Here is a 15,714-nt window from a genome sequence, read left to right as displayed (position 1 = left end):
GCTCGGCTACCGCCTGTGGCGCTGGGCCTGGGGCCAGGGCTACGCGACCGAAGGCGCCCGGGCCCTCATCGCCCACGCCTTCACCCGGCTCGACGTCTGCCGCATCTGGGCCGAGACCATGGCGGTCAACACGGCCTCGCGGCGGGTGATGGAGCGCTCCGGGCTGCGCTACGTCCGGACGTTCCACTTCGAATGGGACGACCCGCTCCCCGGCACCGAGCACGGCGCGGTCGAGTACGAGATCCTCGGCCGCGACTGGGAGAGCGGCAGCCCAGCTAGCGAGTGAGGGATCGACGGACGACCGACTCGATGGAGCGGGGGGTCACCTGGGGGAGGGGGATGTGCCGGGCGTTCATCGACGTGGCCAGCTCGGCGGCGAGGCCGAGGGCGGTGGGGCTCGGGGGTTCCGCGTCGAGGACGACGGACTCGATGCCGGCGGCGGCGACCGACCGGGCCGCGTCGTGGGCCCGGGTCAACGCGTCGGGAGCTCCGGTGGCGCGGCCGTCGGTGAGGAGCACCAGCAGCGGGAGGGCTCCCCGAGCCGAGCTGCGGTGGGCGATGGCCAGGGCCGTGGCGATGCCCTCGGCGAGCGGGGTCGGGCCACCGGTCGGGAGGTCGGCCAGGCGGGCCCGGGCCAGCTCGACGCTGCCGGTCGGCGGCAGGACCTCGGCGGCGTCCCGGTCGCGGAACGCGACCAGCGCGACCTCGTCGCGCTGCAGGTAGGCGTCGGCGAGCAGTGACAGGACCGCCCCGGTGGCGGCGTCGACCCGGGCGGACGTGCCCATCGAGCCGCTGGTGTCGACGCACAGCACCACCGTGCGCGACTGGGGCTCGGCCCGGCGGGGCTCACGGAGGTCGTCGTAGGTCAAGGCCGGGCCGTCGGGGTCGCTCAGCCGGCGGTGCAGCGCCGATCGCACGGTCGCCAGCACCGCCACGCCCTGCGGGTCGTCCGACGCCGGCAGCTGGTGACCGACCGTGCGGCCCCGTCCCTCGACCATCGGTCGACGGTTGGGGTCGAGGCCGAGGCCCTCGTCCGGCGGCCGGGACAGGGCATCGCCGGCCAGGTCGCGCCACGACGGCGAGTTCTCCGGCGCATCCGCCGGCCCGCCGCCGCTGTCGTCAGAGCCAGAGCCAGAGCCAGATCCAGAGCCAGAGTCGGCACCGTCGGAACCCTCGGGCGGCGACGGCGGGTCGTCATCGGACGAGGCCGACGACGAGGACGAGTGGGCGTCGTCGAGCGCCGAGGCGAGCTCCTCCGGCGACAGCGACGGCGGGTCGAACGGGCGACGACGGCGGCGGTGGGCCAGCGCCAGCGGCGCGACCCGGGCCACGTCGTCCTCGTCGGCCGCGACCCGACCCTCCCAGCCGGCCAAAGCCGCCGCCGCACGGCACAGCACCAGGTCGGCCCGCAGGCTCTCGGCACCCACGCTCACGGCCAGCCGTGCCGCGAACGACACGACCTCGTCGGGCAGCTCCGCCGACCGGGCGGCGGCCAGGCGCCAGCGCAGCTCCTCGTCGCCCGCGGCAGCGGCCGCCACCGGCGCCCCCGCGTCGTGGGCCAGGCGGCGGCGGACGGCCTCGGCCCGCAGGACCGGGTCCCGCGGCGTCGCCACCTCGACGGCCAGCCCGAAGCGGTCGAGCAGCTGCGGCCGCAGCTCGCCCTCCTCCGGGTTCATCGAGCCCAACAGCACGAACCGGGCCGGGTGCTCGTGCGACACCCCGTCACGCTCCACCCGGTGCACCCCCGAGGCGGCGGCGTCGAGCAGGGCGTCGACCAGGTGGTCCGGCAGCAGGTTCACCTCGTCGACGTACAGCACCCCGCCGTGCGCGGCCGCCAGCAGGCCGGGCCGGAACTGCTCCCCGGCTCCCTCCAGCGCGGCCCGCAGGTCGAGGCTGCCCAGCACCCGGTCCTCGGTCGCCCCGACGGGCAGCTCCACGAATGGCGCACCCCCGGGCAGCAGGCCCGCCAGCCCCCGGGCCAGCGTCGACTTGGCCGAGCCCTTCTCGCCCCGCAGCAGCACGCCCCCGATCGCCGGGTCGACCGCGGCCAGCAGCAACGCCAGCCGCGCCTCGTCCTGCCCCACCACGGCCGAGAACGGGAACGCGTCCTTCATCGGGACTCCTCCCAGCCCTCGGCCTCCAACACGGCGTCGACCAGGGTCTTCCGGGCGGCGTCGGACGCGTCCCACATGCCCCGCCGGTCGGCTTCCAACAGCCGTTCGGCGATGGAGCGCAGGGCCGTCGGGTTCGACTGGGCGAAGAACTCCCGCAAGGCCGGGTCACCCACGTAGGCCGACGTCACTCGCTCGTACATCCAGTCCTCCACCACCTGCGCCGTCGCGTCGTAGCCGAACAGGTAGTCGACGGTCGCCGCCAGCTCGAAGGCGCCTTTGTAGCCGTGGCGCCGCATGGCGTCGATCCAGCGGGGGTTCAGCACCCGGCTGCGCACCACCCGGGCCGCCTCCTCCGACAGCGCCCTGACCTGGGGCGCGGCGGGATCCGAGGTGTCGCCGAACCACGCCCGGGGGGACCGGCCGGTCAGGGAGCGCACCGCCGCGACCATGCCGCCGTGGTCCTGCAGGTAGTCGTCGCTGTCGAAGATGTCGTGCTCGCGGTTGTCCTGGTTCTTGACCGCCACCTCGATGGCGGCGAACCGGCGCCGCATCGCCTCGGGGGCGGCCTCGCCGAACCGGCCCCGCCCGTAGGCGAACCCCGACCACGCCAGGTACACCTCGGCCAGGTCGGCGTCGGTGCGCCACGACCCCCGCTCCAGCACCGGCAGGATGCCCGACCCGTAGCCCCCCGGTGGAGGCCCGTACATGCGGGCGTCGGCCGTGCCGGCGGCGCGCACCGGGTTCTGGTCGGCCGGTTCGTCCAACGCCGCCACCAGCGCCACCGCGTCGTCCAGCAACGAGATGAGGTGGGGGAAGGCGTCACGGAAGAAGCCGGAGATCCGCAGCGTCACGTCGACCCGGGGCCGCCCCAGCTCCGAGAGCGGGATCTCCCGCAACCCGGTCACCCGCTGCGACTCGGGCTCCCAGACGGGTCGCACGCCGAGCAGCGCCAGCGCCTGGGCGGCATCGTCGCCGCCGGTGCGCATGGCCGCCGTGCCCCACAGCACCAGCCCGACGGTGCGGGGCGGCTCGCCGGTCTCGGCGACGTGCCGCTCCACCAGCGCCGACGCCAGCCGCTGGCCGACCTCCCACGACAGCGGCGACGGCAGCGCCTTGGGGTCGACCGAGTAGAAGTTGCGCCCGGTCGGCAGCACGTGGGCGCCGCCCCGGGTGGGTGCGCCGCTCGGCCCGGCCGGCACGTAGCGACCGTCGAGGGCGCCGAGCGTGTTGGCGATCTCGTCGGGCGTCCGGCGCAGCGCCGGGACCAGCCGGGAGCAGATCCACTGTTCGACGGCCGAAACTTCGACAGAAGTGGTCGCCAGAGCGCCGTCTGTGTCGAAGTTTCGGGCCGCCAGCGCCAAGACCCGCCGGCGGCACTCGGCCTCCACGGCGTCGACCTCGACCCGCCGCCCGGCCGCCAGGTCGACGCCCAGCGACTCGGCCACCAGGCCCCGCAGCGACGGCACCGACCCCTGCGACAGCCGGGTGATGCCCAGCACCATGTCGACCAGGGCGTCGTCGACCGGCGCGGAGCCGAACACGTGCAGCCCTCCCCGGATCTGGGCGTCCTTCAGCGCGCACAGGTAGCCGTCGACGTGGAGCAGCAGGTCGTCGAACTCGTCGTCGCCCGGCGCCGTCCCGGCCGACGACGCCAGACCCAGGTCGCGGTGGATCTCTGCCTCCACCAGCAGGTCCCACACCTGCTGGCGCAGCGCCGGCAGCTTCGTCGGGTCCATCGCCTGTGCCTGGGCGTAGGCGTCGAGCAGCTGCTCCAGCCGGGCCAGCTCGTCGTAGGTGTCGGCCCGGGTCATCGGCGGTACGAGGTGGTCGACGACGACGGCGTGCGTGCGCCGCTTGGCCTGCGTCCCCTCACCCGGGTCGTTGACCACGAAGGGGTAGACGAACGGCACGTCGCCCAGCGCGGCGTCGGGGAAGCACGAGGCCGAGAGGGCGTTCGCCTTCCCGGGCAGCCACTCGAGCGTGCCGTGCTTGCCCATGTGGACGACGGCGTCGGCGCCCCACACGTCGTCCAGCCAGCGGTAGAAGGCCAGGTAGTGGTGGGGCGGCGGGATGTCCGGGGCGTGGTAGGTGCCGATGGGGTCGGAGCCGAAGCCCCGGGGCGGCTGGATGGTGACCAGCACGTTGCCGAAGTCGAGCCCGGGGAACACCAGGTCGAGCCCGTCGGTGTCGAGGTAGACGGCACCGGGGGCGGGCCCCCACACCGACTCCACCTGCTCCCGGGCGTCGGCCGGCAGGCCCGAGAACCAGGCCGAGTACTGGTCGCCCGGCATGTGGCCCACCGCCAGCGCCGCCTCGGCGGCCGTCAGCTCGGGGGTCTCGTAGGTGAGCCGGTCGGCGAGCGCCGCCATCAGCGCGTCGCCGTCGCGGGGGATGTCGCCGACCGCGTAACCGGCATCCCGCAGCGCCTCCAGCAGGCGGATCGTCGACGCCGGGGTGTCGAGTCCGACGGCGTTGCCCAGCCGGCTGCGCTTGGTCGGGTAGGCGGACAGCACGATCGCCACCCGCTTGTCGGCGGCGGGGGTGTGGCGCAGCCGTGCCAGCCGGGCGGCGATGCCGGCGACCCGCCGCGTCCGCTCGGGGTCGGTGCGGGAGGCGACCACCGGCGTGCCCAGGTCGCCGCCGTCGTCGACGGTCTCCTTGAAGGAGAAGGCGGGCCCGATGATGCGCCCGTCGAACTCGGGGATGGCGATCCCGGTGGCGACGTCGAGCGGTGAGAGGCCGGCGGCGTCGGCGAGCCAGGTGTCGCGGGGACGGTTCGACGAGGGCGCCTGCAGCACGGGTACGCCCAGGGCGGCCAGGTCGCCGACGTCCCACGTCTCGTCGGGCGAGAGGGTGGCGGCGGTGCCACCGGTGCCGGTCGACCCCATCGCCAGCACGCAGGTGACCAGGGCATCGACGCCGGCGTCCCGCACCAGGTCGAGGGCGGCCACCCGGCCGGTCTCGTCGGGCCGGAGCGAGTAGCAGTACACGGCGACGGGCTCGACCCCGGCGGCGTCGAGCGCCCCGCACAGGTCGTCGACGAACTGGGTGTTCCCCGCCAGCAGGTGCGCCCGGTAGAAGATCACGCCGACCCGCGGCTGCGGCTGTGGCCGCGACTGCCCGTCCTGAGCGACGGCCGGCGACGAGTAGATGCCCGCCATCGGCACGGGCACGGGGGGCCCGAAGCCGTACCCGCCCAGCAGGACGGTGTCGGCGACGAAGCGGAGCAGCTGCTCGACGTTGGCCGGACCGCCGCCCGCCAGGTACCGGTGGGCCTCGGTGGCCAGGCCGGTCGGCACGGTCGACAGCGCCGCCATCTCGGGGTCGGGCGTGACCTCGCCGCCCACGGCGACGAACGGGACGCCGGCCGCGAGGCAGTCGGCCCGCAGCCGGTCGAACGGCGCCTCCCACGACGCCCGCCCGCCCAGCAGCCGGATGACCACGGCCTCGACGCCGTCGAGCGACGGGGCCTGGCCCAGCACCGCCGGGTTGGCGGCCCGGACCGGCGGGAAGCCGTCGGGCAGGCGGTGCAGGATCGTCCGCAACGCCAGCAGCTCCGTGTCGGCGTTGCTCAACAGCAGGATCACAGCGGGCTCTTCTCCAACGACCGCTCGCCGAGACGGATGATGCGGGTGAGGGCCGCCAGGTCGAGGTGCGCTTCGAGGGCGTCGGCGACGGCGTCGAGGCGGGCCAGGCGGGCGGCGGCGAACGAGACGCCGGTGGGGGACCACCGCTTGCCGGCGACCTGGGCGACGTGCGCCAGCAGCGCGGCGCGGAAGCCGTCGTCCTCGAACAGGGCGTGGAGGCTGGTGGTGTAGAGGCGACCCGAGTGCCAGCCGAGGGGGGCGCCGTCGTCGGCCAGGAGCCAGGCCCGCAGCGCCGGGTCGGTGGACCGGACCCGACCGTGGTGGATGCGGTAGCCGGCCACCCGCTCGCCGGCGCCGGGGCCGTCGACCACCCGTCCCGACGGCCGGTCCAGCACCTTCGGGCCGGCGAAGCTGCTGGTGACCGGGAGCCACCCGAGGGCGGTGTCGGTGCCCGGTGGGCCCTCGACGCCCTGCGGGTCAGCGATCACGTCGCCGCACATCTGCAGGCCGGCGCACACGGCGACCACCGGCACACCGTCCAGGCGCTCGACCGCCGCGGCCAAGCCGGTCGAGACGAACCACGCCAGGTCGGACCGGGTCGCCTTCGAGCCGGGAAGGAACACCAGGTCGGGGCGGCCCAGCTCGGTGACCGAGCGGACCCAGCGCACCTGCACGCCGGGCTCCATCCGCAGCGGGTCGACGTCGCCGGCGTTGGCGACCAGGGGCCACCGGACGGCGGCGACGTCGAGCACGTCGCCCGTGCCCACCGGCGACGGATCGGCGTGATCGAGCGCCAGGGAGTCCTCGGCATCGATGGGGACGCCGGGCAGGTTCGGCACGACGCCCAGGGTCGGTACGCCGCACCGTCGCTCCAACTCCGCACAGGCGTCACCCAGCAGCGACGGGTCGCCCCGCAGCCGGTTGACCACGAAGCCCGCCACCCGTGCCCGCAACGCCGGGGGCAGCAGCTCGACCGTGCCGTAGAGCGAGGCGAACACCCCGCCCCGGTCGATGTCGCCCACCACCAGCGCCGGCAGGCCGGCGGCGTCGGCGATGCCGAGGTTCACCAGGTCGTGGTCCAACAGGTTGATCTCGGCGGGCGACCCCGCGCCCTCGCAGACCACCACGTCGAACTCGGCGCGCAGCGACTCCAGGGCCGCCAGCACGACCGGCCGCAGCGACGGCTTGGCCTCGTGGTACGCCCGGGCGCTCATCTCGCCCACGACCTGCCCCCGCACGACCACCTGCGACGTCCGCTCGCTGGTCGGCTTGAGAAGCACCGGGTTCATGTCGACGGTCGGCGACACGCCCGCCGCGAACGCCTGCACCCACTGGGCGTGCCCGATCTCGGCGCCGTCGGCGGTGACCGCGGCGTTGTTGGCCATGTTCTGGGCCTTGAACGGCGCCACCCGCACGCCGTTGCGAGCCAGCAGCCGGCACAGCCCGGCGACCACGAACGACTTGCCGGCGTCGCTGGTGGTGCCGCACACCATCACCCCGCCCCGCAACCCGTCGAAGCCGCTCATGAGCGACCCCCCGGCGAAATTGCGTGCATCCGCCCGCCATGTGCGGGTTTTCGAACGCAATTTGCCTCGGGGGTGGGCCGGGTACTCTCCGCGCCATGACCCGAGCCAAGTCCCTCGTCCTCGTCAACACCGGTCACGGCAAGGGGAAGTCGTCCTCGGCGTTCGGGGTGATGGTGCGGGGCTGGGCCCGGGGCTGGCGGGTCGGCGTGGTGCAGTTCGTGAAGGGCGGCAAGTGGAAGACCGGCGAGCGCAAGCTGGCCGACCAGCTCGACATCGAGTGGCACACCCTGGGGGACGGCTTCACCTGGGAGTCGACCGACCTGGAGCACACCGCCCAGCTCGGCCGCGACGCCTGGGAGGTGGTCACCGAGAAGCTGGCCTCCGGCGACTACGACCTGCTCATCCTCGACGAGCTGACCTACCCGATGAAGTACGGCTGGGTGCCCGTCGAGACCGTGGTGAAGGCGATCCGGGAGCGGGACCCCAAGACGAACGTGGTCGTGACCGGGCGTGACGCCCCCGACGAGCTGATCGAGCTGGCCGACACGGTGACCGAGATGCGGAAGGTGAAGCACGCCTACGACGAGGGGATCTCGGCGATGAAGGGCATCGAGTTCTGACCGCTGCCCGCGCCCACCCCCACCGGTGCCGCCGCCCCTGAGCGGGCCCGCTGCCGGACCCGCACGGACTCGGCGCACAGCAGACCGAAGCCGACCGTCAGCACCGACCACAGGATCAGGTTGCCGGCCAGCGACGCCACCCGGAACTGCCAGATCAGCTTGGCCCCGACGGCCGCGGGGATCGGATCGTCGATCGGCGGCATGACCGCCAGCAGCACCCCGAGCACGGCCACGACCGCGACGGCGACCGCGACGCCGCGCCGCGGGCCCGGCCAGTCGGCCCGACGCAGCCGCGCCGACAGGTGGGCGGCACCCGCCAGCAGCACGCCGGTGAGGGCCACCAGCAGGAAGAACAGGCGTTGACGCTCGCCCGCCGTGGTGGGGTCGCCTACCGCGGGCGGGTTCGGCGGGTACTTGAACCACGGCACGACGGTGATGGCGCCGGCCAGGATCGACCCGGTGATCGCGATGCGACGGAACGGGTCGAGCCAGGCCCCCCGCAACGACAGCGACCCGGCCGCTAGCAGCAGCCCGCAGGCGCCGCCGAACAGGGCGTAGGCCAGGAACAGCCCGGGGCCGCTCTGCGTGGGCCGGCTCACCTCGATGGAGTCGTCGCCGTGCTCCTCCTCGGCGGGGTGGCCCACGTCGTCGCCAGCAGACGGCGACGCCGAGGCTTCGGCGGTCGCTTCCTCGATGGCGATGGCCTGGTCGACCAGGGGCTCGCCCACGATCGACGCGTAGATGGCGGCCACGAGCCCGGCCGCGATGCCGCACACGACGGCCCAGCCGATGACCGAGCCGGGGCGCGCGACGTCAAGTCGCTGCAACATGATCGGTTCTCCCGCGGTGCGTCAGTGGCAGGGCGCGCCGATGAGGTGGCGCCCGTCGTGGAAGAACTCGTGGAAGAACGTGCCCGTGCTGTCGAGCACCCGGGTGAGCTGACCGTTGTCGAAGCCCACCAGCCAGACGAGGCCGGCCGCGAAGGCCAGCAACGCCAAGAGCATCCAGGTGGGAACCACAGCGAAATCCGTGGCCTCGGCGACAGCGACCTCAGCAGGTGCGGCGGTGACGGCGATCGGGTCCATGGGTACCTCCATCCTCGTGGAAGGGGCGATGGCTCGCCCTTGTGTTGCCCACGGTCGGTCTCCTGGCTCCCGGGTCGACGCTCGCCCCGCCTTCCCAGGCCGACGTTGGCCCAGTGGCGAAAGTGGGGTTTCGCTCTCCGGTCACAGTGGCGGGACCGCGTCGGAATCTCACCGACTTCCCGGAACCGTGGTCGTTTCCGACACTACTCCACGCAGTGCGCGGAAAGCCCCCTCCTGCTGGCGATTCCGAGCCTCCGTACCTGGTTACCGCCCCGACAGGTACTCGTGGAGCGTCTCGGTCTCGGTCTCCAGCTCGCCGATCCGGGTCTTCACGACGTCACCGATGCTGACGATGCCCGCCAGCCCGTCCTCGTCGACCACCGGGATGTGCCGGATGCGACGCTCGGTCATCATCGTCATCAGCTCGTCGACGGTGGCCTGCGGACCGCACGTCGTGACCTCCGCGGTCATCAGGTCGCTGACCCGGCCCTTGAGGATGCCCGGGCCGCCGGAGGCGAGGCCCCGCACGACGTCGCGCTCGGACAGGATCCCCACGATCCCGCCCTCGTCGTCGGCGACCACCAGTGCCCCGACGTTGTGCTCCCCCAGGATGGCGACGGCCCGGGTGACGGTCTCGTCGGCGGCGACGGTGACGACGTCGCGCCCCTTGCGGAGAAGGATGTGCTCGATCAACAAGCGGGGTACCTCCTTGGAACCTTGCCAGATGCCGTGAACGCACTGTCCCATACCCATCGAGGGCGCCGCGCCGGCACGATGGACGGATGAACTTCTTCGACGTCGACCGGGCGCGCGCCGACACGCCCGGCTGCAGCCGAGTGGTCCACCTCAACAACGCCGGCAGCAGCCTCCCGCCCACGCCGGTGCTCGACGCCCAGCTCACCTGGCTGCAGGAGGAGGCGGTGACGGGCGGCTACGAGTACGCGGCGCAGCGGGCCGACGACCTCGACCGGGCCTACGACGAGGTGGCCGCGCTCATCGGCGCGTCGAGGGACGAGATCGCCCTCGTGGAGAGCGCCACCACGGCGTGGCAGCAGGCGTTCTGGTCGCTGCCGCTGGCGCCCGGCGACCGCATCCTCACCTGCGAGGCCGAGTACGCGTCGAGCTACATCGGCTACCTGCAGGCGGTCGAGCGCAAGGGCGTGCGCGTGGAGGTGGTGCCCAGCGACGAGGCCGGCGACATCGACCTCGCCGAGCTGGAGCGGAGGCTCGACCCCTCCGACCAGGCCCGCCACGGCCGGGTGGGCCTCGTCGGCGCCACCCACGTGCCCACCAACGGCGGCCTGGTGAACCCGGTCGAGGCGGTGGGCCGGCTGACCCGGGCCGCGGGCGTGCCGTTCCTGCTGGACGCCTGCCAGTCGGTGGGCCAGCTGCCGGTCGACATGGACGCGATCGGCTGCGACATGCTCTCCGCCACCGGCCGCAAGTTCCTCCGCGCACCGCGGGGCACCGGCTTCCTCTACGTGCGGCGGGCGTGGATCGAGCGCATGGAGCCGGCGTTCCTCGACCTGCTGGGAGCGACGTGGACGGCGCCCGACCGCTACGAGGTCCGCCCCGACGCCCGGCGCTTCGAGACCTGGGAGTCGAGCCCGGCGGGCGTGGTCGGCCTGGCCGCGGCGGCGGTCTACGCCCGGGGTTGGGGGCTCGACGCCATCGCCGAGCGGGTGGGTGCGCTGGCCGAGGGGCTGCGGGGTCGTCTGGCCGAAGTGCCGGAGGTGCGGCTGCGCGACCTGGGCCGGCGTCGCTCGGGCATCGTCACCTTCACGGTCGACGGTGTCGACGCCGAGGTCGTGCAGGCGGAGCTGGCGGCCACGGGGGTCAGCGTGTCGGTGTCGGCCCCGCCGTCGACGTTGCTCGACGCCACGGCTCGCCGTCTGCCGCCGCTCGTTCGGGCGTCGGTCCACTACTTCAACACCGATGACGAGCTCGACCAGGCGGCCCGGGCCGTTGCCGGACGTATCCTGCGCCGATGACTGACCTTCTCACGGGGACCGGCCACGGCCCCGTGTTCGAGGCCGCGACGGTCGTGCTGCTGCGGGACGCGTCGGACGGCATGGAGTGCCTGATGCTGCGCAAGACGCAGGGCCAGTCGTTCGGCGGGCTGTGGGTGTTCCCCGGTGGTCGGGTGGAAGCGGTCGACGGCGTGGGGTTCGAGGGGGCCCGGAACGCCGCCGTGCGCGAGGCGGAGGAGGAGACCAAGCTGCTGCTCGATGCCGGCGAGCTGGTGCCCTTCGCCCACTGGGAGCCGCCGCCCGAGGCGCCCCGCCGCTACAACACCTGGTTCTTCGTCGCCGCGCTGCCCGACGGTGCCAGCGAGGTGATCGTCGACGGCGGCGAGATCGGCGACCACGTGTGGACCGGGCCGGGCGCCGCGCTCGACTCCCAGGTGCGCGGCGAGATCGACCTGCTGCCGCCGACGTGGATGTCGCTGCACGGCCTGGCCGGCTATGCGGACGTGGCGTCGGCCGTGGCCGCCAAGGCCGGCGAGCCGGTGCAGCGCTACTCCACCCGGATGTTCAGCGACGAGGCCGGTTCGCTGGTGGCGGTGTGGTCACCCGACGCCGCCTACCCCGCGCCGGGCGATGCCGAGCCCCGGCCGCTCGACACCCCCGGCAACCGGAACCGCCTCTACATGGACCCGGCCGGCTGGCGCTACGAACAGCACGAAGAGCACGAGCAACACGGACAGGAGGTGCAGGGCTGATGGCGCTCGAATTGCGCTGCTCGTACATCGCGCAGACGGACGGCTACCTGCCGGCGGGATCGGTGGGGGCCACCACGGCGTTCGTGCTGGTGGAGGCACCGTTGCCGTGGCCGGCCGACGTCGGAGCGCACCCGCTGCTGGCCCCGCTGGCGCCGGTCGTCGGCGGGGCGAGGGCCCGGCTGCAGGCGGTGGTGCCCCAGGGCGACCACGGGCCCGACGAGACGCGGGTGGTCGTGTACCGGCGCTCGGCGGGCGGGTTCGTGCGGTACGACCGGATCGAGCGCTCGGTGCCGACCGGCGACCTGGTGGCGGCCGTCGCCGAGCTGCTCGAGGCGCCCGCTGGGCCCGGTGGAGTCGGGGCCGGGGACGCGATCACCGACGTGCTGGTGTGCACGCACGGCAGCCGGGACGTCTGCTGCGGAGCCGGCGGGATGCGGGTCCACAAGGACCTCGTGGCCCGCGACCTGCCGGGCGTCCGGGTGTGGCGCACCAGCCACACCGGCGGCCACCGCTTCGCCCCGACCGCCGTGACCCTGCCCGACGGCCGGGCCTGGGCCTGGGTCGATGCCGACTTCCTGGAGCGCCTCGTGGCGCGGACGGTGCCGGTTACCGAGGCCGTGGTGCGCGACCGGGGCTGCGCCGGGCTCGACGACCCGTTCGCGCAGACGGCCGAGTCGGCGGTGCTGGGCGCCGAGGGTTGGGGGTGGCTCGACCGGGCCCGCCATGCCGAGGTCGAGCCCGGCGGCGGCGACCATCGCCGCGTCACCGTGACCGGCGTCGATCCTCACGACGGCGGCGATCTCGTGAGCTACCGGGCCGAGGTCGTCCTGCGCCGGGTTGTCCCCGTGCCCGACTGCGGCCGCCCCCTCGACGAGGCCCGCAAGAGCGCGCCCGAGCTCGAGGTCGTCAGCCTCGACCGGGCCTGATCCGCCACGAGAGGCCCGACCGCTGCCAAGGTGAACCCGTGATGCCGACCGCCATCGATCCCCGAGACGACATCGAAGACGAGCCGCCGACCGACGTCGGTGACGACGGCCCGACCGACGACGGCGGGGAGGGTGACGCCGAAACCGAGGTGCCGGTCGACGTCGACGACGGGCCGCCGGTGGGGTTGTCGTGGCCGCGGGTGGTGGTGCTGGGCGCCGCGCTCGCCTTCCTCGGGTTCGCCTTCGCCCTGTTCATGGGCCGCGACCGGCCGCCCGGGCCCGACTCGGTCGACGTGGGCTTCATGCAGGACATGATCAGCCACCACGAGCAGGCCGTGGACATGGCCCAGACCGAGCTGGTCGACGGCAGCGACCCGACCGTCCTGGCGTTCGCCCGCGAGATCCTCATGTTCCAGAGCAAGGAGATCGGCTCGATGGAGCGCCTCCTGGCCGACTGGGACTCGGGCCGGGGCGACCCGGAGCGCCAGGCCATGACGTGGATGGGCATGTCGACACCGGTCGACCAGATGCCCGGCATGGCCACCGAGGAGGAGCTCGACAGCCTGCGGGCGGCGCAGGGCACCAACGCCGACGCCCTGTTCCTCGAGCTGATGGCCCGCCACCACGTGGGCGGCATGCACATGTCGGAGTACGCCACCGACAACGCCGGCACCGACGCCGCCCGCGACTTCGCCGCCGTCGTCGGTCGCAACCAGGCCATCGAGGTGAACGAGTACGCCCAGACCGCCGAGCGCCTGGGCCTGCCCGTCGACATCGAGCGGGTCGACGTCCCCGCGGCATCGGGCGCCTGACGCCTGACGCCTGAGGCCCACGCCGAGGTTCCTACAGCGGGTAACCCCCTGAACTACCGTCACTCCTGATGAGCAGCGCCCACCCAGCGACGGAAACGGTGCCGCCGGCACCCCGGCGGGGACGTCCGCGCGGGCCACGCCGCACCCGTGAGGAGCGACGGGAGGAGCTGCTCGACGCCGCCGAGCGGGCCATCCGCCGGGCGGGTCCGCAGGCATCGATGGACCAGCTGGCCAGCGAGGCCGGCATCACCAAGCCGATCCTCTACTCGCACTTCGGCGACCGGGCCGGTCTGGCCGAGGCGTTGGCCGAGCGCACGTCCGACATGCTGATCTCGACGCTGTCGGAGTCGCTCGACAAGTCGGCACAGCTCGGGAACCCCCACGAGGTGGTGCGGTCGTCGCTCGACGCCTTCTGCACGTTCATCGAGAAGGAGCCGAGCATCTACCGGTTCCTGGTGCGCAGCGCCCTCGACTCGCCCAACCCGATCTCGTCGCGCCTGGTCACGAGCATCGCCGAGAACATCTCGAAGCTGCTCGACAGCGGCTTCAAGGCGGCCCGCGGCGACCGGTCGTTGGCCGAGCCGTGGGGCCTGGCGATCGTGGGGATGGGGTTCGTCGGCGCCGAGTGGTGGCTCGAGCGGCAGACGATGAGCAAAGAGGAGCTGGTCGACTACCTCACGCAGCTGGTGTGGGGCGGCCTCGCCGGGGCCGGCCTCGACCGGATCCAGCCCCGGGAGCGCGACGGCCAGAGGCCGCCGACCCACTAGTCAGGTTCGGGCCGGCCGTCAGCAGTCGCCGGTCTCCTCGTCGAAGACGTCGCACTCGTCGCCGGTGAAGTCGGAGTAGTCGTCGTAGACGAAGCCGGAGTCGAACATGTCGCCGGTGAAGAGGCGGTAGAGGATGCCGCCTTCCTCCAGGTCCTCACGCTCGATGCCGTCGAACACCTGGAAGCCCAGGTCACCGACGGTGCGCAGGGGGTCGACGAACCACTCGCCGCCGCGCTCGACCACCACGACCCCCGGCTCGAAGCCCTCGAACAGGGCGCCCAGGGCCTCGAGGTCGGCCCGGTCCTCCTCGGAGAGGCCCGATCCGGTCGGCTCGAAGTCCTCGGTGCACACCTGGCCGGCGCCGAAGTCGTCCTCGAACTCCTCGGCGGCCGCGCCCGACACCTCGACGCAGCCGTCGGCGTAGGCGATCGTCGACTCGCCGTCCTCGCCCTGCAGGGTCATGCTGCCGGCGGTGGGGATGACGCGGGTGCCGCCGTCGATCGACGTGGTGTCGAGCTCGAGGCTGTCGACGGTGACGTCGAAGTCCTCCTCGTAGCGGAAGTCGTCGGCGTCCTCCTGCGCCTCCTCCAGGAACAGCGGGGCGTACACCTGGAGGGCGTGCATCTCGTCGGGCGGGAGCAGGGAGATCATGCGCTCCAGGTCGAGGGCGGTGGCGGCGTCGACCAGCTCGCGCACGGCCTCCTCCGGGCTGGCGGCACCCTGGGGGGCGACGCCGCCGTCGAGGTCGGGCAGCTCGAGGCCGGCGTCGCGGCGGGCGTACTCGGCGATCGTGAAGCCGAGGTTGAGGTGCCAGCGGCCGCCGCTCTCGGTGGTCACGAGGAACACGCCGTCGTCCGGGCCGAACGACTCCTGGTCCTGCTCCTGGGTGACGTCGATCTCGCCGCCGTTGGCCTCGACGATGTCGCGCAGGACGTCGCCCACGGGCACGGAGTCGGGTTCGGTGGCGAAGCTGATGACGCCGCCGTTGACGGCGACCTCCGCCACGCCCGGGCCCAGTTCCTGGGCGGCGACCTGTAGGCCGTCGATCTCCAGGTCGATGCCGCCGACGCTGTCGGGGTCCACGTCGCTGAGGCCCAGCCGGTCGAGCTCCGAGGCGAGGCGGCGGACGAACGGCACCAGCACGTCGCGCTCGCCGGGGTCGAGCACCTCGAGCACACCGACCAGGTCCTCGTCGCCGAGGGCGTCGAAGAACTTCTCGACCGCGCCCTCGGGGGTGGTGGCCCCCGACTCGTCGCCGGCGCTCAGGTTCACCACCGCGAAGCCGCCGGCCAGCACCGCCAGCACGACGGCGATGGCGAGCAGGGCCCGGCGGGCGCCGCTGTCGTTGTCGACCCGCCGGGTCGACCCGGACGGCCCCTGGGGACCGAAGGCGGGCGGGTACGTCGGCGGCGGCGCCCATGCCTGCTGGGGCGCGGTCGGTGGGTGCTGCGTCGGGGGATAGGGCGGGTAGCCCGGCGTGGACGCGTAGGTCGGCGGCGTCGGTGCCGGCAGCTGAGTCGGAGCGGTTGGCGGGGTCGGAGCGGGTGGCGGGGTT

The 15,714-nt window shown here is 73.7% G+C and carries 14 protein-coding genes and 1 riboswitch; of the genes, 7 read left to right on the top strand and 7 right to left on the bottom strand.

What is annotated here, in order from left to right; genetic code table 11:
* The coding region (locus VK611_19050) for a GNAT family N-acetyltransferase (protein HMG43436.1) at positions 1-286 on the top strand (286 nt) is incomplete at its 5' end.
* On the opposite strand, the gene VK611_19045 is transcribed toward VK611_19050, so the two are convergent.
* The 3 genes from VK611_19045 to VK611_19035 are packed head-to-tail and all read right to left on the bottom strand — an operon-like array spanning position 276 to position 7,227.
* Positions 276-2,114, bottom strand: coding sequence for an ATP-binding protein (locus VK611_19045; protein HMG43435.1), 1,839 nt, complete (start codon positions 2,112-2,114; stop codon positions 276-278). The genes VK611_19050 and VK611_19045 overlap by 11 nt on opposite strands.
* Positions 2,111-5,701: a cobaltochelatase subunit CobN gene (cobN, locus tag VK611_19040; protein ID HMG43434.1), complete on the bottom strand. Its 3,591-nt coding sequence runs from the start codon at positions 5,699-5,701 to the stop codon at positions 2,111-2,113. The genes VK611_19045 and cobN overlap by 4 nt, the downstream gene beginning before the upstream one ends.
* Positions 5,698-7,227, bottom strand: a complete 1,530-nt coding sequence (locus tag VK611_19035; GenBank protein ID HMG43433.1) for a cobyric acid synthase — start codon at positions 7,225-7,227, stop codon at positions 5,698-5,700. Before VK611_19035 ends, cobN begins: the two co-directional genes overlap by 4 nt.
* Positions 7,228-7,322: 95 nt before the next feature.
* Here VK611_19035 and cobO point away from each other — a divergent pair, with 95 nt between their 5' ends.
* Positions 7,323-7,847 (top strand): cob(I)yrinic acid a,c-diamide adenosyltransferase, encoded by a 525-nt coding sequence (cobO, locus tag VK611_19030; protein HMG43432.1) that lies wholly within the window; start codon positions 7,323-7,325, stop codon positions 7,845-7,847.
* Here the strand turns inward: cobO and VK611_19025 are convergent.
* The 3 genes from VK611_19025 to VK611_19015 form a co-directional block, all read right to left on the bottom strand.
* Entirely contained in the window at positions 7,805-8,677 is an 873-nt protein-coding gene (locus VK611_19025; GenBank protein HMG43431.1) for a CbtA family protein, read from the bottom strand. The two genes, cobO and VK611_19025, sit on opposite strands and share 43 nt — an antisense overlap.
* 21 nt (positions 8,678-8,698) lie before the next feature.
* Positions 8,699-8,932, bottom strand: coding sequence for a CbtB-domain containing protein (locus VK611_19020; protein ID HMG43430.1), 234 nt, complete (start codon positions 8,930-8,932; stop codon positions 8,699-8,701).
* Positions 8,933-8,966: 34 nt separating this feature from the next.
* A riboswitch (cobalamin riboswitch) is annotated at positions 8,967-9,137 on the bottom strand.
* A gap of 59 nt (positions 9,138-9,196) precedes the next feature.
* The gene (locus VK611_19015) at positions 9,197-9,628 is read right to left on the bottom strand and encodes a CBS domain-containing protein (GenBank protein ID HMG43429.1); all 432 of its coding nucleotides are present in this window, start codon (positions 9,626-9,628) and stop codon (positions 9,197-9,199) included.
* A gap of 86 nt (positions 9,629-9,714) precedes the next feature.
* On the opposite strand from VK611_19015, the gene VK611_19010 reads away from it, so the two are divergent.
* The 5 genes from VK611_19010 to VK611_18990 all read left to right on the top strand — a co-directional run bounded on the left by VK611_19010 (position 9,715) and on the right by VK611_18990 (position 14,159).
* Positions 9,715-10,923, top strand: a complete 1,209-nt coding sequence (locus VK611_19010; GenBank protein ID HMG43428.1) for an aminotransferase class V-fold PLP-dependent enzyme — start codon at positions 9,715-9,717, stop codon at positions 10,921-10,923.
* Complete coding sequence (locus VK611_19005; protein HMG43427.1) at positions 10,920-11,654, top strand: NUDIX hydrolase; 735 nt, start codon at positions 10,920-10,922, stop codon at positions 11,652-11,654. Before VK611_19010 ends, VK611_19005 begins: the two co-directional genes overlap by 4 nt.
* Complete coding sequence (locus VK611_19000; protein ID HMG43426.1) at positions 11,654-12,580, top strand: sucrase ferredoxin; 927 nt, start codon at positions 11,654-11,656, stop codon at positions 12,578-12,580. The genes VK611_19005 and VK611_19000 overlap by 1 nt, the downstream gene beginning before the upstream one ends.
* A 41-nt stretch (positions 12,581-12,621) precedes the next feature.
* Entirely contained in the window at positions 12,622-13,392 is a 771-nt protein-coding gene (locus VK611_18995) for a DUF305 domain-containing protein (protein HMG43425.1), read from the top strand.
* 68 nt (positions 13,393-13,460) lie between these two features.
* On the top strand, positions 13,461-14,159 hold the full coding sequence (locus VK611_18990) for a TetR/AcrR family transcriptional regulator (GenBank protein ID HMG43424.1): 699 nt from the start codon (positions 13,461-13,463) through the stop codon (positions 14,157-14,159).
* 18 nt (positions 14,160-14,177) lie between these two features.
* On the opposite strand, the gene VK611_18985 is transcribed toward VK611_18990, so the two are convergent.
* A partial coding sequence (locus tag VK611_18985) for a hypothetical protein (GenBank protein ID HMG43423.1) occupies positions 14,178-15,714 on the bottom strand: 1,537 nt, incomplete at its 5' end.

It is taken from the genome of Acidimicrobiales bacterium, from assembly GCA_035316325.1.
GTDB lineage: Bacteria > Actinomycetota > Acidimicrobiia > Acidimicrobiales > VFJN01 > DASXTK01.
This window is presented reverse-complemented; position numbering and strand designations above follow the sequence as displayed.